Origin of the sequence: Pseudomonas sp. ANT_J28 (assembly GCF_008370005.1) — a bacterium.
Taxonomy (GTDB): Bacteria; Pseudomonadota; Gammaproteobacteria; order Pseudomonadales; family Pseudomonadaceae; genus Aquipseudomonas; species Aquipseudomonas frigoris.
In genome coordinates this window covers 23,297-47,138 of record NZ_VOBM01000027.1, presented here as the reverse complement: position 1 = coordinate 47,138, position 23,842 = coordinate 23,297, and the positions used below count along the sequence as shown (strand labels likewise).

The following is a 23,842-nucleotide window of genomic DNA, read 5'->3' as shown; positions in this document are numbered from 1 at the left end:
GTGTGGGCTTGCTCGCGAAGGGGGCGTGTCAGTCGACATCATTTTGACTGACATACCGCTTTCGCGAGCAAGCCCGCTCCCACTTAGTTCACGACTTCCTGTGCAGGCTGTTGGCTGCTGCCGAAGGTTAGGTATTCAACCAGCTCCGCCAATGGCAACGGCTTGCTGATCAGATATCCCTGCACCTGGTCGCAGCCAAACCCGCGCAACAGATCCAGTTGCTCCGGCGTTTCTACGCCTTCGGCGACCACTTCAAGATTGAGGTTGTGCGCCAGGTTGATCATTGCGTGGACCAGTTTGCGATTCTCTTCCCGCTCCTCCATGCCACCGACAAAGCTCTTGTCGACCTTCAACAAGGCAATCGGCAGGCTGTTGAGGTGCACGAACGACGAAAACCCGGTGCCGAAGTCATCCAGCGAGAAGCGCACCCCCAGGCGTCCGAGGGCATCCATGGTCTGCTTCACCAGATCGCTGCGGCGCATCACCGCGGTTTCGGTCAGTTCGAATTCCAGCCATTGCGCCTCGACACCGCGATCGGCAATCAACCGACTCAACGTCGACAGTAACTGGCTGTCCTGAAACTGCCGGAACGACAGGTTGATCGCCATGTGCAACGCCGGCAAACCCCGTTCGCGCAACGCCTGCATATCGCGCAAGGCACGTGAAATCACCCAGTAACCCAGCGGCACGATCAAGCCGCTTTGCTCGGCCAGCGGCACGAATTCGCTGGGTGGCAGCAAGCCGCGCTCGCCATGACGCCAGCGCACCAAGGCTTCGAGGCCGACGATCTGCCCGTCCTCAAGGTTCAGGCGTGGCTGGTAATGCAGTTCCAGTTCATCCCGGCGCAACGCCCGGCGCAACTCGCTTTCGAGGTCGGCTATGCTGCGGGCGTTGCGGTTGATGCGTTCGTTGAAGATGTGAAAGGTACAGCCCTGAGTACTTTTGGCTTGTTGCATGGCGATGTGTGCGTGCCACATCAGCGGATCGGCGCCGGCCTGGGCCCGGGCGTGAGCAATACCGAGGCTGGAACCGATCAACAGGCTTTCGCCGTCGACCCAGTAAGGCTCGGCCAGCGCTTCGGTAATGCGCTCGGCCATCCATTCGGCGCGCTGAGGCGCGCGGCGGGTGTCGATCAGCAGGGCGAACTCATCACTGCCCAGTCGCGCCAGTTGATCGCCGGCCTCAAGCTGGCTTTTCAGCCGCGCGACCACTTGCAGGATCAACCGGTCACCGGCCTGGTGGCCGAGGGCATCGTTGGCGTGACGGAAGTTGTCGAGGTCGAGGTGACCGAGGGCCAGGCCGCGGCCGTCGTTTTCCGCCAGGCGTGCCGCCAGCAAGGTCTGGAAACCCTGGCGGTTGGCGATGCCGGTCAGCGGGTCTTGCTCGGCCAGGCGCTGCAGGGTGTTTTCCAGCACGCCACGCTCGCGAACATGCCGCAGGCACCGGCGCAACATGCCGGGATCAAGGTGATCGCGTACCAGCCAGTCGCTCACCCCATCGGGCGGCGACAGTGGTTCGTGCTCGAGCAGCAATACCGTCGGCAGGCTGCAACGGCCAGGTAGAGGTTGAAGCGCTGGAATCGTCAACAACACCGCACTGCGGTTGTCATCGAACAGACTGCTGACCGACTCCCAGCTCGGCGCGCTGATCAGCACGGTCGAGCTCCCCATCGGAGCCAGACACTCGCGCAACAACGCTGCCCACGCTGGCTCTTCGGCCAGTAGCAGCAAACGCAAGGGTTCGACAGGCGTAGACAAGCTAGCTCCCTAGACTCTGCAAAGATGTAGGCGGCGGGCATTATGCAGCGCCGGTAACCAATGACCAAATGACCTCGGTTATCAAACGCGGCTTTGTATCCGGAATTACGAACATTAGACGCAAACTCACCGCGCATCCTGCGTGAAAGTATCAAAACCGGCAAATATAGATAGCGTATTGCGTCACAAGTCGGAGAGAGCAGCACAATTCGCTGAGCCTGTTAAAATGCCGGCCCATTTCGCAAACGACGCCCTGATTTCGTATGTCCCGACTCAATCCCCGGCAGCAAGAAGCCGTGAGCTACGTCGGCGGCCCTCTTTTGGTGCTCGCCGGCGCAGGCTCCGGCAAGACCAGTGTGATCACGCGCAAGATCGCCCATCTGATCCAGAACTGCGGCATCCGCGCCCAGTACATCGTCGCCATGACCTTTACCAACAAGGCCGCGCGCGAGATGAAGGAACGGGTCGGCACCTTGCTCAAGGGCGGCGAAGGCCGCGGCCTGACGGTCTGCACCTTCCACAATCTGGGCCTGAACATCATCCGCAAGGAACACGTGCGGCTGGGCTACAAGCCAGGTTTCTCGATCTTCGACGAGACCGATGTCAAAGCCTTGATGACCGACATCATGCAGAAGGAATACTCGGGCGACGACGGCGTCGACGAGATCAAGAACATGATCGGCTCCTGGAAAAACGACCTGATCCTGCCCGCCGAAGCCCTGGAAAACGCGCGCAACCCCAAGGAACAGACCGCAGCCATCGTCTACACCCACTATCAGCGCACGCTCAAGGCGTTCAACGCGGTGGACTTCGACGACCTGATCCTGCTGCCAGTGAAGCTGTTCCAGGAACACGCCGACATCCTCGAAAAATGGCAGAACAAAGTCCGCTACCTGCTGGTGGACGAATACCAGGACACCAACGCCAGCCAGTATTTGCTGGTGAAGCTGCTAATCGGCATACGCAACCAGTTCACCGTGGTCGGTGACGACGACCAGTCGATCTATGCCTGGCGCGGCGCGCGGCCGGAAAACCTGATGCTGCTCAAGGACGATTACCCGTCCCTGAAAGTGGTGATGCTGGAGCAAAACTATCGCTCCACCAGCCGCATCCTGCGGTGCGCCAACGTGCTGATCTCGAACAACCCGCACGAATTCGAAAAGCAGCTGTGGAGCGAGATGGGTCACGGCGATGAGATCCGCGTGATCCGTTGCCGCAACGAAGACGCCGAAGCCGAACGCGTGGCTGTGGAACTGCTGACCCTGCACTTGCGCACGGATCGGCCCTACAGCGATTTTGCGATTCTGTACCGCGGTAACTACCAGGCCAAGCTGATCGAGCTGAAGCTGCAACACCACCAGATTCCGTATCGCCTGTCCGGCGGCAACAGTTTTTTCGGACGTCAGGAAGTGAAAGACCTGATGGCCTACTTCCGCCTGATCGTGAACCCGGACGACGACAATGCCTTCCTGCGGGTGATCAACGTCCCACGCCGGGAGATCGGTTCGACCACGCTGGAAAAGCTTGGCAACTACGCCACCGAACGCAAAATCTCAATGTACGCCGCCACCGACGAAATCGGTCTGGGCGAGCATCTGGATACGCGCTTCACCGATCGACTGTCGCGCTTCAAGCGCTTCATGGACAAGGTCCGCGAGCAATGCGCTGGCGAAGACCCGATCTCGGCGCTGCGCAGCATGGTCATGGACATCGACTATGAGAACTGGCTGCGCACCAACAGCTCCAGCGACAAGGCTGCCGATTACCGCATGGGTAACGTCTGGTTCCTGATCGAGGCGTTGAAGAACACCCTCGAAAAAGACGAAGAAGGCGAGATGACCGTCGAAGACGCCATCGGCAAACTCGTCCTGCGCGACATGCTGGAACGTCAGCAGGAAGAGGAAGACGGTGCCGAAGGTGTGCAGATGATGACCCTGCACGCCTCCAAAGGTCTGGAATTCCCTTACGTGTTCATCATGGGCATGGAAGAGGAAATCCTCCCGCACCGTTCCAGTATCGAAGCCGACACCATCGAAGAAGAACGTCGGCTGGCTTACGTCGGAATTACCCGCGCGCGTCAGACGCTGGCCTTCACCTTCGCCGCCAAGCGTAAGCAATACGGCGAGATCATCGACTGCGCACCGAGCCGCTTCCTTGATGAACTGCCGCCGGACGACCTGGCCTGGGAAGGCAACGACGACACGCCCGTTGAAGTCAAAGCTGTTCGCGGTAATACGGCACTGGCGGATATACGCGCGATGTTAAAGCGCTAGAATCGACTACTTTTTAACCGGCCTTAGGCGCACAAGCCGCCCGTAGAGGAAAGCTTCATGGAAGCACTGCACAAGAAAATTCGCGAAGAAGGCATCGTGCTTTCCGACCAGGTCCTGAAAGTCGACGCCTTTCTGAACCACCAGATCGACCCGGCCCTGATGAAGCTGATCGGCGACGAATTCGCCACGCTGTTCAAGGATTCGGGCATCACCAAGATCGTCACCATCGAAGCCTCGGGCATCGCGCCGGCGATCATGACCGGTCTGAACCTCGGCGTGCCGGTGATTTTTGCGCGCAAGCATCAGTCCCTAACCCTGACCGAAAACCTGCTGTCGGCGACCGTTTACTCGTTCACCAAGCAGACCGAAAGCACCGTGGCGATTTCCCCGCGCCACCTGACCAGCAGCGACCGCGTGCTAATCATCGATGACTTTTTGGCCAACGGTAAGGCGTCGCAAGCGCTGATCTCGATCATCAAACAGGCCGGCGCTACCGTCGCGGGTTTGGGTATCGTGATCGAGAAGTCGTTCCAGGGCGGCCGTGCGGAACTGGATGCGCAGGGTTATCGCGTTGAATCGCTGGCTCGCGTGCAGTCGCTGAAGGATGGCGTCGTAACCTTCATCGAATAAACCGCCACACCGCAAAACCAGTGTGGGAGCGGGCTTGCTCGCGAATGCGGTGTGTCAGACGACATCAACTTTGACTGACACACCGCATTCGCGAGCAAGCCCGCTCCCACGTTTGGTCTCCGCTGGCCGTTACAAAGCGCTGGCTTTGAGGCCGGTGAGCAGCAACCGCTGGAACAAATCCTCTTTCAGCCCTTCCGGTTTCGTCAGCTGCATCCGCTCCAGATGCTCGGGAAACGATGAAGGCTCCGGCGCATCCAGCGCTGCCTTGCCCAGTTCCAGAATCTCCGTGAGCTTGAACTTGCTCTTCAGCCAGTTCAGCGCCCGCAATAGATCCTTCTCCTCTGCGGTGAAATCACAACCCAACGGATACTCCGGAAACAACTGCGGATGCCGCGCCTGAATGGCCTGCAAGCGCTGCGGACTGTTGTCGGCGAACCGTGGATCAATACGGAAATGCTTCGGTAACTTGTCGACCGCCTGAGCCTGTTCGATCAACCCCGGCTGGAAACGTGAGTCACTGATGTTCAGCAACGCCTCGATCACCGCCGCATCGGTCTTGCCCCGCAGGTCGGCGATGCCGTACTCGGTGACTACGATGTCTCGCAGGTGTCGCGGGATTGTGCAATGGCCGTACTCCCAGACGATGTTCGAACTGACTTCACCGCCTGATTCGCGCCAGCTGCGCAGCAGCAATACCGAACGCGCCCCTTCCAGCGCATGACCCTGGGCGACGAAGTTGTACTGCCCACCGACACCGCTGAGTACTCGCCCGTCTTCGAGCTGATCGGCCACGCCTGCACCCAACAAGGTCATGGTAAACACGGTGTTGATGAAACGCGCATCGAGGCGCTGCAAGCGTTTGAGTTCTTCCTGACCGTAGAGCTCGTTGATGTAGCTGATGCGGGTCATGTTGAATTCGAGCCGCTTGCTGTGCGGCAGCTCGCGAAGGCGCTCATAGAAACTGCGCGGCCCAAGGAAGAAACCACCATGCACCGAGATGCCGTCAGTCTGCGCGGTTTCATCCAGCGTGCCGGCATTCGCCTGTTGCTGGGTCGGCACATCCGGATAGACCTTACGCCGCACGATCCCGGCATCGGCCAGCACCAGCAAGCCGTTGACGAACATTTCGCTGCAACCGTAAAGGCCTTTGGCGAAGGGTTCGACGCCGCCTTCACGGTCGATGAGTTGTGCCCACTGGCTGAGATTGACGTCCGCCAGCAACGCCTTGTAACCGTCATTGTCAGCCTGCCGCGCCAGCAACGCAGCAGTCAGTGCGTCGCCCATGGCACCGATGCCGATCTGCAGGGTGCCGCCGTCGCGCACCAGCGTGCTGGCGTGCAGCCCGATGAAGTGATCCTGGAAACCCACCGGCATGTTCGGCGTGGAGAACAGCGTGGTGCTGTCCTTCTCGTCGATCAGCAGGTCGAAAGTGTCCATGCTGACTTCCGCGTCCCCCGGCATGTAGGGCAAATCGTTGTGCACCTGGCCCACCAGCAGGATCGTCTCCCCCGCCGTCCTACGCTTGGCGATCATGGGGAACAGGTCGAGGGTGATGTCCGGGTTGCAGCTCAGGCTCAGGCGATCGGGATGTTCGCTGTGGCTGGCCACCAATTGCGCCACCAGGTTCAAACCGGCGGCGTTGATGTCTCGAGCGGCGTGGCTGTAATTGCTGCTGACGTAATCCTGCTGGGCCTGTGCGCTGTGGAGCAGGCTGCCGGGCTGCATGAAGAATTGCTGAACATGGATGTTGAACGGCAGGCTGTCGCGATGCAGCTCGGCCAGGAAATCCAGTTCCGGATAATCGCCGAAAACCCGTTCGATGAAGGGCTCAAGGAAGCGCTTTTGCAAACCGTCGCCCAAGGAAGGACGGCCCAGGCAAAGGGCGGTGTAGATCGTCAACTGCCGCTCGGGCAACTGCGCGACGCGTTGGAACAGCGCGTTGACGAAGTGGTTGGGTTTGCCCAGGCCAAGGGGCAGGCCCATGTGGATATGCGCCGGCAACCGTGCCAAGACATCATCGACCGCTTGCTCGATAGAACACAGCTGCACCATCTGATCCTCCCTTACATTCCGTGAATTGGGGTTGGACCGAGCTTGCCGGGTCTTTGCTGCAATGAACAGTCTCGAAAGCCAAATCGCAGGCACAAAAAAACCGCTCGAAAGCGGCTTTTTTGCTGAAGATGAAGGCTTATTTCAGGCCGGACATCTTCTGGATGGCGCCTTTGAGCTCGGCGTCTGCGCAATCGGCGCAGGTACCTTTTGGCGGCATCGAGTTGATACCGGAGATCGCCTTGGCGAGCAAACCGTCAACACCGCCTTCCTTCTTGGCGCGCTCGCCCCAAGCGGCGGCATCACCGATTTTCGGCGCGCCCAACAGGCCGGTACCGTGGCAAGCGTTGCAGTGTTTGGCTATCACTTCGTCAGGGGTTTTGGCACCACCACCGCCACCCGCAGAAGCAGCGACTTCCATCCCCTTGCACTCTTTACCCTGAACACAGACCTGGCCGACTGGCTCAAGGCGTTTAGCAATATCGTCGTTGGTCGCAGCTTGTGCGCTGACTGCCCAAAGGGCCAATACGGTTGCTGGTACGGCCAGCATTTTCATAATTAGATTCACGCGTTCACCCTCAATGGTGGCTAGTCACGCCCACGGCCACGGTTCGCAGGCGGGCGCAAGTATAACGGTAAGCCCGCCACACTGAAACAACCCTAAAGTCGAAGGGGTCTTATGCGTGGCGGAAAAACAACCCGGGCACCTCCGCAATACTGGCGGGACGCCTCTTTTCTTAGAAATTCGCTGGAGTAGCTGCGCTGATTAGTCGCGCTGGCGCATCGAACGGATTACGGAAACGGTGCGGTTTAGTACTTTCAAAGTAGTAGCTGTCGCCGGCTTCGAGCACAAAAGTTTCAAGCCCCACCACCAGCTCAAGTCGACCTTCGAGCAAAATCCCGGTTTCCTCGCCCTCATGGGTGAGCATCTCGTCACCGGTGTCGGCGCCTGGCGGGTAGATTTCGTTGAGGAACGCGATGGCCCGGCTCGGATGAGCCCTGCCGACCAGCTTCATGGTCACTGCGCCATCGGAAATATCGATCAGCTCGTTGGCTTTGTAGACGATCTGAGTCGGTTTTTCCTGCAGGATCTCTTCGGAAAAGAACTCGACCATGGACATGGGAATCCCGCCCAGTACCTTCCTCAGCGAACTGATCGAGGGGCTGACGCTGTTCTTCTCGATCATCGAAATGGTGCTGTTGGTGACACCCGCGCGTTTGGCGAGTTCACGCTGGGAAAGTCCTTTGAGCTTACGGATGGATTGCAGTCGTTCACCGACGTCCAATGCTGGAGTCTCCAAGGATTCAGGTTGTTGGATATTGAGCGTTATCATGGCGACAGCGTTCAGTATTTACAACACTTGGACCTGAATCCTGTTCGGTGAAGCGACTTTCGGTCGGGACGTTTTGACCTAAGCCCCGGAATAGAGCATTGGCACCCGGCGCAGGTTGCAGAAGATCTGGTAAGGAATCGTGCCCGCGGCCGCGGCCACGTCACTGGCGAGAATGTTTTTGCCCCACAACTCGACGGTCGAACCGAGGCCGGCTTGCGGCACATCGGTCAGGTCGATGCAGAGCATGTCCATCGATACCCGGCCAATCAACTGGCTGCGCTGCCCGGCAACCATCACGGGCGTACCGGTCGGTGCCTGACGTGGGTAGCCATCGGCGTAACCCATGGCCACCACGCCCACGCGCATCGGTTTCTGGGTGATGAATGTGGCGCCGTAACCGATCGGCTCGCCGGCCGGCAGTTCACGCACGCAAATCACTTTCGATTCGAGGGTCATCACCGGTTGCAGGCGGGACGCCACGGCATTGGCTTCTTCAAACGGAGTCGCGCCGTAGAGCATGATGCCCGGGCGAACCCAGTCACTTGGAATCTGCGGCCAGCCAAGCACCGCCGGCGAGTTGCGCAGACTAACCTCGGCCGACAAGCCCTGGCGCGCCGCTTCGAACACCGCGACCTGCTCATCACTGGCCTGACTGTGCAGCTCATCGGCCCGGGCGAAGTGGCTCATCAGAACAATCTTCGCGACCTTGCCGCTGGCCAGCAGCCGTTGATAGCCCGCCTGATAATCCTTTGGATGCAAGCCCACCCGATGCATGCCCGAATCGAGCTTGAGCCAGACCGTGATCGGCTTGCTCAGTGCAGCGTTCTCGATGGCTTCGAGCTGCCACAGCGAATGCACCACACACCAGAAGTCATGCTCGACGATCAGCGACAGCTCATCGGCCTCGAAAAAACCTTCCAGCAGCAACACCGGCGCACGAATGCCCGCGGCTCGCAGCTCCAGCGCTTCTTCGATACAGGCCACGGCAAAACCGTCTGCTTCGGCTTCCAGCGCCTGGGCGCAACGCACCGCGCCATGACCGTAGGCATCGGCCTTGATCACCGCGAGGGCCTTGGCCCCCGTGACTTCACGGGCGATTTGGTAGTTGTGACGCAGGGCTTGAAGGTCGATCAGGGCACGGGCTGGACGCATGGCGGCAGACTTCTAGGCGGTCATGGGAATAAAAACCGGCGCTGACTGACGGCGTGAACCGCCAGTAGCACCGGGAGAGGGATCTTTCTGACGGGCTTATGGCAGAGCGGCGACAACCGACAGCTCAACCAGGATTTCCGGTTCGCACAATTTCGATTCAACGGTGGCACGGGCCGGTGCGACGCCTTTTGGCAGCCACTTGTCCCAGACCGCGTTCATGCCTTCAAAGTGTGCATCAATGTCTTTCAAGTAAATCGTCACCGACAGCAAACGGCTCTTGTCGGTCCCGGCCAGATCCAGCAAACGCTCGATGTTGGCAAGCGTTTCACGGGTCTGCTGTTCAATCCCGGCGTTCATATCGTCGCCGACCTGCCCTGCCAGATACACGGTACCGCTGTGGACTACGATCTGGCTCATGCGCTCATTGGTGAGCTGGCGCTGGATTGACATGTTTTGCAGACTCCTGAAGTTTTTTTCCATAACGGGAAATATCGAGGCCTTCGGCGCTGATTTGCGGCGTTTTCTTCGCCATCAGATCAGCCAGCAAGCGACCGGAACCGCACGCCATGGTCCAACCAAGCGTACCGTGACCCGTGTTCAAAAACAGATTGCTGAACGGTGTAGCACCCACGATCGGCGTGCCGTCCGGGGTGGTCGGACGCAGACCGGTCCAGAAACTCGCCTGGGCCAGATCGCCGCCCTGAGGATAGAGGTCGTTGACGATCATCTCCAGGGTTTCGCGTCGACGCGGGTTCAGCGACAGGTCAAAACCGGCTATTTCAGCCATGCCGCCGACGCGGATGCGGTTGTCGAAACGGGTGATCGCGACCTTGTAGGTCTCGTCGAGGATAGTCGAAGCCGGGGCCATCGCCGGGTTGGTGATCGGCACAGTCAAGGAATAACCCTTGAGCGGATACACCGGCGCCTTGATACCCAGCGGCTTGAGCAATTGCGGCGAGTAGCTGCCCAGGGCCAGTACGTAGCGATCAGCGGTTTCCAGCTTGCCATCGATCCATACGCCGTTGATGCGATCACCGGCGTAGTCGAGGCGCTGAATGTCCTGGTCGAAGCGGAATTCCACACCCAGTTTGGTAGCCATTTCGACCAGGCGGGTGGTGAACATCTGGCAATCGCCGGTCTGGTCGTTCGGCAGGCGCAGGGCACCGGCGAGGATGTCGGTGACGCTGGCCAGCGCTGGCTCAACGCGGGCAATGCCGGCGCGGTCGAGCAGTTCGAACGGCACGCCGGACTCTTTCAGCACGGCGATGTCTTTCCAGGCGCCGTCGAGTTGAGCCTGGGTGCGGAACAGTTGGGTAGTACCGAGGCTGCGGCCTTCGTAGGCAATGCCGGTTTCGGCGCGCAATTCGTCGAGGCAGTCACGGCTGTACTCGGACAGACGGACCATGCGCTCCTTGTTCACCGCATAACGGCTGGCGGTGCAGTTGCGAAGCATCTGCGCCATCCACAGGTACTGGTCGATGTCGGCGGTGGCCTTGATCGCCAGCGGTGCATGCCGCTGCAACAGCCACTTGATGGCTTTAAGCGGAACACCCGGCGCAGCCCACGGCGAGGCATAACCCGGCGACACCTGCCCGGCGTTGGCGAAACTGGTCTCCATGGCAGCGGCCGGCTGACGGTCCACAACCACCACTTCAAACCCGGCACGCGCCAGATAGTAAGCACTGGTGGTACCGATGACGCCGCTACCCAAGACCATAACGCGCATTTTCATATCCCTCATCGCGGCTTGCCGCTGACGTTCGTAGTTGTCGAGCATTGATGTGCGCAGTGTAAAAAAGATTAGGCAGTGCTTTTCACTATATAAGTGCCTATATTTGGCGAGAATTCTCGGCAAAAACGCTTTTCACGGAGGCGCATCCCCTATGCGTACCAACACTCAGACCAAACGTGAGCTGGACAAGATCGACCGCAACATCCTGCGGATCCTGCAAGCGGACGGGCGCATTTCCTTCACCGAGCTGGGGGAAAAGGTCGGTCTCTCGACCACGCCGTGTACCGAGCGGGTCCGGCGGCTGGAGCGCGAAGGGATCATCATGGGCTACAACGCCCGGCTCAATCCGCAGCACCTCAAGGGTAGTCTTCTGGTGTTCGTCGAGATCAGCCTCGACTACAAATCCGGCGACACTTTCGAAGAGTTCCGACGCGCGGTCCTGAAGCTTCCCCACGTGCTGGAGTGCCATTTGGTGTCAGGGGATTTCGACTATCTGGTGAAGGCGCGGATTTCCGAGATGGCCTCGTACCGCAAACTGCTGGGCGACATCCTGCTCAAGTTGCCGCATGTGCGCGAATCCAAGAGCTACATCGTGATGGAAGAAGTGAAAGAGAGCCTGTGTCTGCCGATTCCGGATTGAGCCTACACAGATCGTTCCCACTCTGCGTGGGATCGATCACACGAGGACTTGCCGGGTGCTGGCCATGTACTCGTGAATCTGCCTCTCGACCCGCGGATGAATCAGCTCCACCGGCCCCCGTCCATTCGGGCATGGCAAGGTCTTGGTGGTGCCGAACAGTCGACAGATCAGCGGCCGCTCGTCATACACGGTGCAGCCGTTGGGTCCGAGGTGAACGCAATTGAGCTCATCCATCGCAGCATCCTGCTCGGCCCGGGTCTTGCGCGGCAGGCGGGACATTTCTTCCGGCGAGGTGGTCACCGGCCCACAGCAGTCATGGCAGCCGGGCACGCACTCGAACGAGGGAATCTGCTGCCGTAGCGTGCGAATTTTCTGACTGTTGCAGCTCATCGAAGCGGTGACCAAAAGCGGAATAGAGCGGGATTCTGACGTAAAAGCCCCGATCCAGACAGCACCAACCGACCAGTGTTGCCCGTGTCCGAAGGTCCGGCTTATGCTCCGTCAAATTTTCTAAACACAAGAATCAGGAACACGCACATGAATGCCCGTGCTCAGCAACCTGCCCCGAACCACCAGCACCCTGCTTCTTACTACGCCGCCAGCAGCCTGCCGCAGCCCGATCATCCAGTGCTCACAGGCGACCTGGTGGCTGACGTATGCGTGGTCGGTGGCGGGTTCTCCGGGTTGAACACGGCGCTCGAACTGGCCGAACGCGGTTTCAGCGTGATCCTGCTCGAAGCCCACAAAATCGGTTGGGGCGCCAGCGGACGCAATGGAGGACAGTTGATTCGTGGCGTCGGCCATGGCCTCGATCAGTTCGCTAACGTGATCGGTGCGGACGGTGTGCGTCAGATGAAACTCATGGGCCTGGAAGCGGTGGAAATCGTCCGACAGCGCGTCGAGCGTTTTCAGATCCCTTGCGACCTCACGTGGGGCTATTGCGACCTGGCCAACAAACCCCGAGACCTCGAAGGTTTCGCTGAAGATGCCGAAGAGCTGCGCAGTCTCGGTTACCGTTACGAAACCCGTCTGCTGCAAGCCAGTGAAATGCATTCCGTTGTGGGTTCCGACCGCTACGTCGGCGGATTGATAGACATGGGTTCAGGGCATCTGCACCCGCTGAACCTGGCATTGGGCGAAGCGGCCGCCGCGCAGCAGTTGGGGGTGAAGCTGTTCGAACAATCGGCGGTCACCCGCATCGACTATGGCCCCGAGGTCAAGGTCCATACTGCCCAGGGCTCGGTTCGCGCCAAGACGCTGGTGCTGGGCTGCAATGCCTACCTCAATGAACTCAATCCCGAACTCAGCGGCAAGGTGCTGCCCGCCGGCAGCTACATCATCGCCACCGAACCCTTGAGCGAAGCGCTGGCTCACTCGCTGCTGCCGCAGAATATGGCGGTCTGCGATCAACGGGTGGCGCTGGATTACTACCGGCTCTCGGCGGACCGCCGCTTGCTGTTTGGCGGCGCCTGCCATTATTCAGGTCGCGACCCGAAGGACATCGCCGCGTACATGCGGCCCAAGATGCTGGAAGTTTTCCCGCAGCTGGTCGGGGTGAAGATCGACTATCAATGGGGCGGGATGATCGGCATCGGCGCCAACCGTCTGCCGCAGATCGGCCGGCTCAAGGATCAGCCGAATGTGTATTACGCCCAGGCTTATTCCGGTCATGGCGTGAATGCCACGCACCTCGCGGGGAAGTTGTTGGCTGAAGCTATCAGTGGCCAGCAGAGTGGAGGGTTCGATCTGTTTGCCAAGGTGCCGCATATCACGTTCCCTGGCGGTAAGCTTTTGCGCTCGCCATTACTGGCGCTGGGGATGCTGTGGCATCGGCTTAAAGAGTTGGTTTGACGAAGATGATCGCTCCCACGCTCCTGCGTGGGAGCGATCGTCAGAAGTCAGATCCGCCAGAACGGTTTAAGCCCCTCCTCCCGCGCCTGTTCCCGACTCAACCCAACGTCCTTAAGCTGCTCAGTCGTGAGCTCCAGCAATGCCTTGCGCGTGTGCAGACGATGCCAGAACAGACCCCAGCGGCTCAGGCCGGACGGGGCGTTGCGCATGACCGCCTCGCGTGCGCCGTTGTTTTGCCCTGCCGCCAGTTCCTGACTGTGTAACGTCAGCCGCACATCGCTCAAGCCGTTCATTTTGATTGCTCCTGTTTACTTGGGTAGCCAGAGCTTTCATGATGCGTCGACGGCAAAAAGCATTACAGATTCAACGAGCCTGTATTAACTCCATACAGATTTTGCATTTCAGCGTCTGAATCCCCTATTTTCGACCCATCTGTACTGGTTAACCGAACCACCCACACCGAGACTGCGCCATGACCCTTTACGTCAATCTCGCCGAACTACTCGGCACGCGTATCGAACAGGGCTTCTATCGGCCCGGTGACCGGCTGCCGTCAGTGCGGGCGTTGAGTGTTGAACACGGCGTCAGCCTGAGCACGGTGCAGCAGGCCTATCGCGTGCTGGAAGACAGCGGCTTGGCGACCCCCAAACCCAAGTCGGGCTACTTCGTACCCGTGGGGCGCGAACTGCCGGAGCTTCCGGCAATTGGCCGCCCGGCACAGCGTCCGGTGGATATTTCCCAGTGGGATCAGGTGCTGGAACTCATTCGCGCCGTCCCACGCAAAGATGTCGTGCAACTGGGCCGCGGCATGCCGGACATCACCACGCCGACCATGAAACCGCTGCTGCGCAACCTGGCGCGAATCAGCCGGCGGCAGGACATGCCCGGTCTGTATTACGACAACATCTACGGCACCCTCGAACTGCGCGAACAGATTGCCCGCCTGCTGCTCGATTCCGGCTGCCAGTTGAGCGCCAACGATCTGGTGATCACCACCGGTTGTCACGAAGCGCTGTCCACCAGCATCCGCTCCATCTGCGAACCGGGCGACATTGTGGCCGTGGACTCGCCAAGCTTTCACGGCGCCATGCAGACACTCAAGGGCTTGGGCATGAAAGCCCTGGAAATCCCCACCGATCCGCTCACCGGGATCAGCCTCGATGCCCTCGAACTGGCGTTGGAGCAATGGCCAATCAAGGCCATACAGTTGACCCCCAACTGCAACAACCCGCTGGGCTACATCATGCCGGAGTCACGTAAACGCGCGTTGTTGACACTCGCACAGCGTTTCGACGTGGCGATCATCGAGGATGATGTGTATGGCGAACTGGCCTACACCTACCCGCGCCCGCGCACGATCAAATCCTTCGACGAGGACGGCCGCGTCCTGCTGTGCAGTTCATTTTCCAAGACCCTGGCGCCGGGGCTGCGGATCGGTTGGGTGGCGCCGGGACGGTATCTGGAACGGGTGCTGCACATGAAATACATCAGCACCGGTTCTACGGCGCCGCAACCGCAGATCGCGATTGCCGAATTTCTCAAGGCCGGACATTTCGAACCGCATTTGCGGAGGATGCGCACCCAATACCAGCGCAATCGGGATGTGATGATCGATTGGGTCAGCCGCTATTTTCCGGCCGGTACCCGCGCCAGTCGTCCCCAGGGCAGCTTCATGCTCTGGGTCGAGCTACCGGAGGGTTTCGACACCCTGAAACTGAATCGTGCGCTGCATGATCAAGGCGTACAGATTGCCGTCGGCAGCATCTTTTCGGCGTCGGGCAAATACCGCAATTGCCTGCGGATGAACTACGCTGCCAAAACAACCCCGCAGATCGAAGAAGCAGTGCGCAAGGTCGGTGCGATGGCAATCAAACTGCTAGCGGAAACCGACTGACCTTTCTTCGGGATGCGGCGTCCATATGCTACCCGCCACCACTCGGAATATGCTCCGTGAGAATCAGACAGCCATTGCTTGCTCTTCTGTTACTCGCTTCGCTCCTTGGTGGCTGCACAACACTCTATGTCCCTCGCGAACCGAGTCAGGCCCTGCCGGCGACCGATTCGGCGTTCGGCCGCTCGATCCAGGCACAGGCTGCCCCCCATCAAGGCCAATCGGGCTTTCGTTTGCTCTCCGATAGCGCCGAGGCCTTCACCGCCCGCGCCGAACTGATTCGCAACGCCCAAAGCAGCCTCGATCTGCAGTACTACATCGTCCATGGCGGCATCAGCACACGAATATTGGTGAGCGAGCTGCTCCACGCCGCCGACCGCGGCGTGCGGGTGCGGATTCTGCTCGACGACACCACCAGCGATGGCCTGGACCGGATCATCGCGACCCTCACCGCACATCCGAAGATTCAGATCCGCGTGTTCAACCCGCTACATTTGGGCCGCAGCACCGTCGTTACGCGAACCATGGGCCGGTTCTTCAACCTGTCGCTGCAACACCGGCGCATGCACAACAAACTGTGGGTGGCAGACAACTGCGTGGCGATAGTTGGCGGGCGCAACCTGGGGGATGAGTATTTCGATGCCGAGCCCAACCTGAATTTCACCGACATCGACATGCTCAGCGTCGGCCCGGTTGCAGAGCAGTTGGGGCACAGCTTCGACCAGTACTGGAACAGCGCCCTGAGCAAACCGATCGAACAGTTTCTCTCGACCAAGCCGACAGCCAAGGATCTGAGAAACACCCGGACCCGACTGGACGAATCCCTGGAGGAAACGCGTAAACAGAACCACGCGCTTTATCAGCAGTTGATGGCCTACACCACGCACCCGCGTTTGGATGTCTGGCGCCGGGAGCTGATCTGGGCCTGGAACCAGGCGTTGTGGGACTCACCGAACAAGGTGCTGTCCAAGGGTGAGCCGGAGCCGTACTTGCAACTGACCACCCAGTTGGCGCCCGAGCTCAATGGGGTCAGCAAGGAACTGATCATGGTCTCGCCCTACATCGTCCCCACCCAGCCGGGTCAGGTGTATCTGACCGGTCGCGCCGATGCCGGCGTGTCGGTGAGTTTGCTGACCAATTCACTGGAAGCCACCGACGTACCCGCTACGCACGGTGGTTACGCACCTTATCGCAAAGCCTTGCTGGAGCACGGCGTGCAATTGTTCGAATTGCGTCGTCAGCCCGGCGACAACGGTGGTAGCGGCAGCGGACCGAGCCTGTTTCACAGCAGGAGCAGCTCCTCCCGTAGTTCCGACTCCAGCCTGCACAGCAAGGCGATGATTTTCGACCGACAGAAAGCCTTCATCGGGTCGTTCAATTTCGACCCGCGCTCGGTGCTGTGGAACACCGAAGTCGGGGTCCTGGTGGACAACCCGCAGCTCGCCGTACGGGTGCGCGAATTTGCACTGGAGGGTATGGCGCCGCCCCTCAGCTATCAGGCCCGGCTGGAAAAGGGTCAGATCGTCTGGGTCACCGAAGATGACGGCAAGCTGCACACGTTGACCAAAGAACCGGGAACTTGGTGGCAGCATTTCAATTCGTGGCTCAGCAACATGGTCGGCCTGGAACGGATGCTTTAAAAACAGTGCAGTCAGATAGATTGCCAAGATCTATGCCGGCTGAACGGCACCAAACGCGCCTTGCCGTGACAGCAGAATCACCAACCCCAGCGCACCTGCCGCCATCAGCAGGGGCAACGCATGCCCGCTGATCCACTGACTGCCGGCACCAGCCGCCAGCGGTCCGATCAGGCAACCGATACCCCACAGCTGCGCGATATGCGCATTGGCGCGCACCAGCGCATCGTCGCGATAGCGCTCGCCGATCAGGATCAGTGACAAGGTGAACAAGCCACCGGCACTGGCACCGAACAACACCCACAACGGCCAGATCAGCAACGTATCGATCAACAACGGGATGGCCAGGCTCGATATCAGCAGGACCACCGCACACCCGGTGAACAACGTACGTCGCGACAAGCGATCAGCCAGTGCGCCAATCGGCAATTGCAGCAAGGCATCACCCACCACCACCGTGCTGACCATCGCCAACGCAATTTCCGTCGTAAAGCCCTGACGCAGGCAATAGACCGGCAACAGAGTCAGGATCATCGCTTCGAACGCTGCGAACAGCGACACCGCCCAGGCAATCGCCGGCAGGCCACGGCAGAAACCCAGCAAGTCGCTGAAGGTCACGCTGCAGGCTTCACTGGTCGGCGCGCCGCTGCGGCCCAGCAACAGGAACGGTGCCGCCATCAGCAAACCGACGCCGACCCAGAATCCGTAATCGTGCTCAGTGCCCAGTACGCCAAGCAGCAACGGCCCGGCCAGCTGACTCAGCGCATAGCTGCTGCCATACAACGCCACCAATCGCCCGCGCCACTCTTCCAGCACAAGCTGGTTGATCCAGCTTTCGCCGAGGATGAAGACGAGGGTCAGGATCACCCCGATCATCAGCCGCAATACCAACCAAATCGAATAGCTCGGCAACAGCGCCAGCAAACCGATGGACAACGCCCCGGCCCACAGGCACAAACGCATCAGATTGGCCGTGCCCAGACGCGCGGCCAGATGGCTGGAGATCTTTGCCCCCAGCAATACGCCAATGGCGGGCATCGCAGCCATCACACCGATGGCGAACGAGCCGTAACCCCAGCCTTCCAGGCGAAACGACACCAGCGGCATGCTGACGCCCAGCGCCAGGCCGACACTCAAGACAGACGCCAACACGGCGAAATAAGTCGCCCAACGCATTTTCCACGCTCCTGTGGATTGTTATTTTTTAACCGGCGCACAAAGCAAATGTGGGAGCGGGCTTGCTCGCGAAGAGGCCATCACATCCAACATCATCGTTGGCTGTTACGGCGCCTTCGCGAGCAAGCCCGCTCCCACAAGGGATCTGCGTCGTTCAGGAGCCCGACTTACAATCGGGCTCCTTCACTGGCTTACAACTTGATCCAGGTCGCCTTCAGCTCGGTGTACTTGTCGAACGCGTGCAGCGACTTGTCGCGACCGTTGCCGGACTGCTTGAAGCCACCGAACGGGGCCGTCATGTCGCCGCCGTCATACTGGTTGACCCACACGCTACCAGCGCGCAGTGCCTTGGCAGTCAGATGGGCCTTGGAAATATCCTGGGTCCACACCGCTGCGGCCAAGCCGTAAGGGGTGTCGTTGGCAATCGCAATGGCTTCTTCGGCGGTATCGAAAGTGATCACCGACAGCACTGGGCCGAAGATTTCTTCCTGAGCGATTTTCATCGCGTTGCTAACGCCGTCGAAAATGGTCGGTTCAACGTAGGTGCCACCGGTTTCCTGAAGAATGCGTTTGCCGCCCGCCACCAGTTTGGCGCCGTCGGTGTGGCCGGATTCGATGTAGGACAGCACGGTGTTCATCTGCTGGGTATCCACCAACGCGCCAACGTTGGTCGCCGGGTCCAGCGGGTTGCCCGGTTTCCAGGTTTTGAGGGCCTCGATCACCAGCGGCAGGAATTTATCCTTGATCGACCGTTCCACCAGCAGACGCGAGCCGGCGGTGCAGACTTCGCCCTGGTTGAAGGCGATGGCGCCGGCAGCCGATTCAGCGGCAGCTTGCAGGTCCGGCGCATCGGCGAACACGATGTTCGGGCTCTTGCCACCGGCTTCGAGCCAGACGCGTTTCATGTTCGATTCGCCGGAGTAGATCAGCAATTGCTTGGCGATTTTGGTCGAACCGGTGAACACCAGGGTGTCCACATCATTGTGCAGGGCCAGGGCTTTGCCGACGGTATGACCGTAACCTGGCAGGACGTTCAGCACGCCTTTCGGGATGCCGGCTTCAACGGCCAGCGCAGCGATGCGGATGGCGGTCAGCGGCGATTTTTCGGACGGTTTGAGGATCACCGAGTTACCGGTGGACAGCGCCGGACCGAGTTTCCAACAGGCCATCATCAGCGGGAAGTTCCACGGCACGATGGCGCCGACAACGCCGACCGGTTCGCGGGTCACCAGACCCAGCTGGTCATGGGGAGTCGCGGCCACTTCGTCGTAGATCTTGTCGATCGCTTCACCGCTCCAGCTCAGGGCTTGCGCCGCGCCTGGAACGTCGATGTACAGGGAATCGCTGATCGGCTTGCCCATGTCCAGGGTTTCAAGCAGGGCCAGCTCTTCGGCGTGCTGTTTCAGCAGGCCGGCGAAACGAATCATGGTGGCTTTACGTTTGGTCGGCGCCAGGCGCGACCAGACGCCGGAATTGAAGGTGGCGCGGGCGTTTTCAACAGCGCGCTGGGCGTCGGCGGCGTCACAGCTGGCAATCTTGCCCAGCAGACGGCCATCGACCGGGCTGATGCACTCGAAGGTCTCGGCGGAGACAGCATCGGTGTATTCGCCATTGATGTAGGCGCGGCCTTCGATCTTCAGATCGCGAGCCCGTTGTTCCCAATCGGCACGAGTCAGGGTGGTCATACGAGTGTCCTCCTCTTGTTGAATACGAGGGCCCCGCGGTCTTCGCGGGCGTCCTCAGGAATTCTGCCCGGCCAGCCTGCTTTTTCGGCCCAAGGCAACCGCCACCCTAAACCAGTGGCCGGGGTTGTTTCAATATATTTGACACAAGGTCGGCAAACGGCCTTGCGGTGTTCGTTTTAATAAACATAGACTTTGGACTTTCGAACCACTCGCGCCGCAATCACGGGGGATTATAAAAATGAGCATCCAGGACATCGTCGACTTCAGCCAGGCCACCACCCAGCCCGATCGCTATCGGCCAGACCCGGCGAAAGTCCTCAAGGGCGACCCCGAACAAGCAGTGTACAACCACTACAACAGCCCTTGCGGCCAGATGAGCGCAGGCGTGTGGGAAGGCGAAGTCGGCCAGTGGCATGTGAACTACACCGAGCATGAGTACTGCGAAATCGTTCAGGGGGTTTCAGTGCTGCGCGACAACGAAGGCAACGGCAAGACCCTGCGAGTGGGCGATCGCTTCGTGATCCCGGCCGGGTTCAGAGGCACCTGGGAGGTGCTGGAGCCGTGCCGCAAGATTTATGTGGCGTTTGAACAGAAGGCTTGAGGACTTTCTTCAAACCACAAAAAAGGCCCGTATCTCGCGATACGGGCCTTTTTCGTAAGAGGGAAAAATCAATTACTTGATTTTGCCTTCTTTGTAGATCACGTGCTTACGAACAACCGGATCAAATTTCTTGATCTCGATTTTGTCCGGAGTAGTGCGCTTGTTCTTGTCGGTAGTGTAGAAGTGACCAGTACCGGCGCTCGAGATCAAACGAATCAATTCACGCATGATTATCTCCCTTAGATCTTGCCAGCTTTGCGGATTTCGGCCAGCACGACAGTGATGCCACGCTTGTCGATGATACGCATGCCTTTGGCAGATACGCGCAGACGCACGAAACGTTTCTCTTCTTCAACCCAGAAGCGGTGATGCTGCAGGTTCGGCAGGAAACGACGACGGGTTTTGTTGTTTGCGTGGGAAATGTTATTCCCAGTCACCGGACCCTTACCGGTAACTTGACATACTCTCGACATGCCTCAGCCCTCTAAAACCACATGCCCAACCCGGCATGGGTTGGCCGCTTAATCTCTCAGTCATTTGGCGCCAGGCGCCGCGTTTCTTTAGAGGTCTTACCGGCTACACCTACAGTGAAGGAACCGGGCCCCTAGAAAAGAGCGCTGCTTTATACCAGAAAGACTGGAGAGCAACAACATTCCGTGTGAACAGACTTGATAAAAACCCCGCTTTTCGGGCTTCGAGCGCCTTGGATAAAGGCTGTCGCCGCTAAAGACCGCTCGTCGCAGAGAATCAGCCAACACGCCGATTCAGAGTTTTTCTCAGCCAGCACGCACCGAAAGCAAGCGCACATAGTCCCCTTAAAATGAAAAAGGGGATAGTCATTTACAAAAGAGCCCACTAGGGTAAGCCTTTTCCAGACTGCACTTGCAGATGGGCCTTCGATCTGTAAAGGAATCCGACCATGCGCCTCGCTGCCCTACCGCTGTTGCTCGCCCCTCTTCTGCTGAGCCCATTGGCCCATGCCGCCGCTCTGAGCGTTTGCACTGAGGCAAGCCCGGAAGGGTTCGACGTGGTGCAATACAACTCGCTGACCACCACCAACGCCTCGGCCGACGTGCTGATGAACCGCCTGGTGGACTTCGATACCGCTAGCGGCAAAGTGGTCGCGAGCCTCGCGGACAGCTGGGAAGTCACGCCCGACGGCCTGACCTATGTCTTCAAATTGCACCCGCAGGTGAAATTCCACCGTACCGAGTACTTCAGCCCGTCGCGCGACATGACCGCCGAAGACGTGAAGTTCAGCTTCGACCGCATGCTCGACCCGGCAAACCCTTGGCACAAAGTCGCCCAGAGCGGCTTCCCGCATGCCCAGTCGATGCAATTGCCTGCACTGATCAAGAAGATCGACGCACTGGACCCGCTGACCGTGCGTTTCACCCTCGATCACCCGGACTCGACCTTTCTCGCGACGCTGAGCATGGGCTTCGCCTCGATCTACTCCGCCGAATACGCCGACAAACTGATCAAGGCCGGCACCCCGGAGAAGCTCAATAGCCAGCCAATCGGCAGCGGGCCGTTCATCTTCACGCGCTTCCAGAAAGATGCCTCGATCCGCTACAAGGCCAATCCGGATTACTTCCGTGGCAAGCCTTCGGTGGACCCGCTGATCTTCGCCATCACGCCGGATGCCAATGTCCGCTTGCAGAAATTGCGCCGCAACGAGTGCCAGATCGCCCTGTCGCCCAAGCCTCTGGACGTACAGGCCGCGCTGAAAGAACCGACTCTGAAAGTGGAAAAGACTGACGCCTTCATGACCGCGTTCGTCGGTATCAACAGCCAGCATCCGCCGCTGGACAAGCCTGAAGTGCGCCAGGCGATCAACCTCGCGTTCGACAAGGCCAACTATGTCAAAGCCGTGTTCGAAGACACCGCCGAACCTGCCAACGGTCCATACCCGCCGAACACCTGGAGCTATGCCAAAAGCCTGCCGGGTTATCCGCATGACGTCGAAAAAGCCAAAGCACTCATGGCGAAGGCCGGGCTCAAGGACGGTTTCCAGACCACCATCTGGACCCGACCTTCTGGCAGTCTGCTCAACCCGAACCCGAGCCTCAGCGCTCAAATGCTGCAATCGGACCTCGCGAAAATCGGCATCCAGGCCGAGATTCGGGTGATCGAATGGGGCGAACTGATTCGCCGCGCCAAGGCCGGTGAACACGACCTGTTGTTCATGGGCTGGGCCGGCGACAACGGTGACCCGGACAACTTCCTCACGCCGCAGTTTTCCTGCGCCGCGGTCAAATCCGGCACCAACTTCGCACGCTACTGCAACCAGGACCTGGACAAGCTGATCAGCGCCGGTAAGACCACCGGCGAGCAAGGTGTGCGTACCAAGCTCTACGAACAGGCCCAGGCACAGATCCAGCAGCAGGCGCTGTGGCTGCCGCTGGCCCACCCGACCGCCTTCGCGCTGACGCGCAAGGATGTCGAAGGGTATGTCGTCAGCCCGTTCGGCCGTCAGGACTACTCGAAGGTCATCCTCAAGTAATCAGCGTCGCCACAAACCCTGTGGGAGCGGGCTTGCTCGCGAATGCGGAGTGTCATTCAACATTGATGTCGACTGACACGGCCCATTCGCGAGCAAGCCCGCTCCCACAGGGGGTTTGCATTCGCCCCTCTACATCCACCCGTACTCGGCCATGGACAGCGGATCGCCGTCACCGATGATGAAATGGTCGAGCACCCGCACATCGATCAGGTCCAGCGCCTCTTGCAGGCGCTTGGTCAGCACTCGGTCGGCTTGACTGGGGTTGGTATTACCCGAGGGATGGTTATGGCAGAGGATCAAGGCTGCGGCGTTGTGGGCCAGCGCGCGTTTAACCACTTGTCTCGGATAGACACTGGTGCTGTCAATGGATCCGCGAAACAGCACTTCAAAGGTCAGCACTTGATGCCTGGAATCCAAAAACAGACAGCCGAATACCTCGTGAGGCTCATGGCGCAACATTGACTTCAGGTAATCACGAACCGCCTGCGGATTTTCCAGCGCCGATTTTTGGCGCGCACGCTCGGCCAAATGCCGCCGGCCCATTTCCTGGACCGCTTGCAACTGAGCGAATTTCGCCGGCCCGAGCCCCAATTGCCGGCTGAATGCTTCCTGATCGGCCTCGAGCAGCGCACGCAGACTGCCAAACTGATTCAACAGGTGTCGCGCCAGATCTACCGCGCTTTTACCCGACACGCCGGTTCGTAAAAAAATCGCCAGCAATTCGGCGTCTGAAAGGCTCCCCGAGCCCAACTCAAGCAACCTCTCCCGCGGCCGTTCCGCCGCCGGCCAATCGCGAATACTCATAGCACCTCCCTGGTCTGTGGGCGCCGCTGTTCCGTAGCGGTCGCTGTGATATCGTAGCCCATCTTTTTTGCGGGCGATTTCATCCCTGGGGAGGGGGTATCGCCACGCAGTCATCAACGAAATG

The 23,842-nt window shown here is 59.5% G+C and carries 22 protein-coding genes; 8 read left to right on the top strand and 14 right to left on the bottom strand.

The genetic code is table 11. From position 1 onward, the window contains the following. Positions 1 to 83: 83 nt before the first annotated feature. The gene (locus FQ187_RS19250; RefSeq protein ID WP_149630689.1) at positions 84 to 1,757 is read right to left on the bottom strand and encodes a bifunctional diguanylate cyclase/phosphodiesterase; all 1,674 of its coding nucleotides are present in this window, start codon (positions 1,755 to 1,757) and stop codon (positions 84 to 86) included. 263 nt (positions 1,758 to 2,020) lie between these two features. Here FQ187_RS19250 and rep point away from each other — a divergent pair, with 263 nt between their 5' ends. Both rep and FQ187_RS19240 read left to right on the top strand, forming a co-directional pair. After that, complete coding sequence (gene rep, locus FQ187_RS19245) at positions 2,021 to 4,030, top strand: DNA helicase Rep (RefSeq protein WP_149630688.1); 2,010 nt, start codon at positions 2,021 to 2,023, stop codon at positions 4,028 to 4,030. A gap of 57 nt (positions 4,031 to 4,087) precedes the next feature. Further along, positions 4,088 to 4,660: a xanthine phosphoribosyltransferase gene (locus FQ187_RS19240; protein WP_007934646.1), complete on the top strand. Its 573-nt coding sequence runs from the start codon at positions 4,088 to 4,090 to the stop codon at positions 4,658 to 4,660. 129 nt (positions 4,661 to 4,789) lie between these two features. Here FQ187_RS19240 and FQ187_RS19235 read toward each other — a convergent pair whose 3' ends face one another. From FQ187_RS19235 to dadA, 6 genes are all read right to left on the bottom strand, one after another. Further along, positions 4,790 to 6,712 (bottom strand): acetyl-CoA hydrolase/transferase C-terminal domain-containing protein, encoded by a 1,923-nt coding sequence (locus tag FQ187_RS19235; protein WP_149630687.1) that lies wholly within the window; start codon positions 6,710 to 6,712, stop codon positions 4,790 to 4,792. 136 nt (positions 6,713 to 6,848) lie between these two features. Continuing rightward, on the bottom strand, positions 6,849 to 7,265 hold the full coding sequence (locus FQ187_RS19230; protein ID WP_123434903.1) for a cytochrome c5 family protein: 417 nt from the start codon (positions 7,263 to 7,265) through the stop codon (positions 6,849 to 6,851). A 181-nt stretch (positions 7,266 to 7,446) separates the two neighbouring features. Further along, the gene (locus tag FQ187_RS19225; RefSeq protein WP_008150195.1) at positions 7,447 to 7,995 is read right to left on the bottom strand and encodes a cupin domain-containing protein; all 549 of its coding nucleotides are present in this window, start codon (positions 7,993 to 7,995) and stop codon (positions 7,447 to 7,449) included. 126 nt (positions 7,996 to 8,121) lie between these two features. Further along, on the bottom strand, positions 8,122 to 9,195 hold the full coding sequence (gene alr / locus FQ187_RS19220; RefSeq protein ID WP_149630686.1) for an alanine racemase: 1,074 nt from the start codon (positions 9,193 to 9,195) through the stop codon (positions 8,122 to 8,124). A 96-nt stretch (positions 9,196 to 9,291) separates the two neighbouring features. After that, entirely contained in the window at positions 9,292 to 9,645 is a 354-nt protein-coding gene (locus FQ187_RS19215; RefSeq protein ID WP_008150191.1) for a RidA family protein, read from the bottom strand. Then, a complete protein-coding gene (gene dadA / locus FQ187_RS19210; RefSeq protein ID WP_149630685.1) occupies positions 9,617 to 10,921 on the bottom strand; it encodes a D-amino acid dehydrogenase in 1,305 nt (434 codons plus the stop codon). The genes FQ187_RS19215 and dadA overlap by 29 nt, the downstream gene beginning before the upstream one ends. Before the next feature lie 157 nt (positions 10,922 to 11,078). Between dadA and FQ187_RS19205 the strand changes: the two genes are divergently transcribed. After that, a complete protein-coding gene (locus FQ187_RS19205) occupies positions 11,079 to 11,567 on the top strand; it encodes an Lrp/AsnC ligand binding domain-containing protein (protein ID WP_010465173.1) in 489 nt (162 codons plus the stop codon). Between the two features lie 36 nt (positions 11,568 to 11,603). Here the strand turns inward: FQ187_RS19205 and FQ187_RS19200 are convergent, their stop codons facing one another. Continuing rightward, entirely contained in the window at positions 11,604 to 11,957 is a 354-nt protein-coding gene (locus tag FQ187_RS19200; protein ID WP_149630684.1) for a YkgJ family cysteine cluster protein, read from the bottom strand. A gap of 147 nt (positions 11,958 to 12,104) precedes the next feature. Here FQ187_RS19200 and FQ187_RS19195 point away from each other — a divergent pair, with 147 nt between their 5' ends. After that, positions 12,105 to 13,418, top strand: a complete 1,314-nt coding sequence (locus FQ187_RS19195) for an FAD-binding oxidoreductase (protein ID WP_149630683.1) — start codon at positions 12,105 to 12,107, stop codon at positions 13,416 to 13,418. Positions 13,419 to 13,465: 47 nt separating this feature from the next. Here FQ187_RS19195 and FQ187_RS19190 read toward each other — a convergent pair whose 3' ends face one another. Continuing rightward, positions 13,466 to 13,711: a DUF1127 domain-containing protein gene (locus tag FQ187_RS19190; protein WP_140675494.1), complete on the bottom strand. Its 246-nt coding sequence runs from the start codon at positions 13,709 to 13,711 to the stop codon at positions 13,466 to 13,468. A 179-nt stretch (positions 13,712 to 13,890) separates the two neighbouring features. On the opposite strand from FQ187_RS19190, the gene FQ187_RS19185 reads away from it, so the two are divergent. Both FQ187_RS19185 and FQ187_RS19180 read left to right on the top strand, forming a co-directional pair. Continuing rightward, positions 13,891 to 15,312, top strand: coding sequence for a PLP-dependent aminotransferase family protein (locus tag FQ187_RS19185; RefSeq protein ID WP_149630682.1), 1,422 nt, complete (start codon positions 13,891 to 13,893; stop codon positions 15,310 to 15,312). Positions 15,313 to 15,368: 56 nt separating this feature from the next. Next, a complete protein-coding gene (locus FQ187_RS19180) occupies positions 15,369 to 16,949 on the top strand; it encodes a phospholipase D family protein (protein WP_149630681.1) in 1,581 nt (526 codons plus the stop codon). Positions 16,950 to 16,979: 30 nt separating this feature from the next. On the opposite strand, the gene FQ187_RS19175 is transcribed toward FQ187_RS19180, so the two are convergent. Both FQ187_RS19175 and FQ187_RS19170 read right to left on the bottom strand, forming a co-directional pair. Continuing rightward, complete coding sequence (locus FQ187_RS19175; protein ID WP_149630680.1) at positions 16,980 to 18,122, bottom strand: MFS transporter; 1,143 nt, start codon at positions 18,120 to 18,122, stop codon at positions 16,980 to 16,982. 191 nt (positions 18,123 to 18,313) lie between these two features. Further along, on the bottom strand, positions 18,314 to 19,807 hold the full coding sequence (locus tag FQ187_RS19170; RefSeq protein ID WP_046045050.1) for an aldehyde dehydrogenase: 1,494 nt from the start codon (positions 19,805 to 19,807) through the stop codon (positions 18,314 to 18,316). Positions 19,808 to 20,045: 238 nt separating this feature from the next. Here FQ187_RS19170 and FQ187_RS19165 point away from each other — a divergent pair, with 238 nt between their 5' ends. After that, a complete protein-coding gene (locus FQ187_RS19165) occupies positions 20,046 to 20,408 on the top strand; it encodes a cupin domain-containing protein (protein ID WP_149630679.1) in 363 nt (120 codons plus the stop codon). Between the two features lie 72 nt (positions 20,409 to 20,480). Here the strand turns inward: FQ187_RS19165 and rpmG are convergent, their stop codons facing one another. Both rpmG and rpmB read right to left on the bottom strand, forming a co-directional pair. Beyond that, positions 20,481 to 20,636, bottom strand: coding sequence for a 50S ribosomal protein L33 (gene rpmG, locus FQ187_RS19160; protein ID WP_007894709.1), 156 nt, complete (start codon positions 20,634 to 20,636; stop codon positions 20,481 to 20,483). A gap of 11 nt (positions 20,637 to 20,647) precedes the next feature. Continuing rightward, positions 20,648 to 20,881: a 50S ribosomal protein L28 gene (rpmB, locus tag FQ187_RS19155; RefSeq protein ID WP_007894701.1), complete on the bottom strand. Its 234-nt coding sequence runs from the start codon at positions 20,879 to 20,881 to the stop codon at positions 20,648 to 20,650. A 446-nt stretch (positions 20,882 to 21,327) separates the two neighbouring features. Here rpmB and FQ187_RS19150 point away from each other — a divergent pair, with 446 nt between their 5' ends. Beyond that, a complete protein-coding gene (locus FQ187_RS19150; RefSeq protein ID WP_149630678.1) occupies positions 21,328 to 22,914 on the top strand; it encodes an ABC transporter substrate-binding protein in 1,587 nt (528 codons plus the stop codon). Between the two features lie 129 nt (positions 22,915 to 23,043). On the opposite strand, the gene radC is transcribed toward FQ187_RS19150, so the two are convergent. Further along, entirely contained in the window at positions 23,044 to 23,718 is a 675-nt protein-coding gene (radC, locus tag FQ187_RS19140; RefSeq protein WP_149630677.1) for a DNA repair protein RadC, read from the bottom strand. Between the last annotated feature and the right edge of the window lie 124 nt (positions 23,719 to 23,842).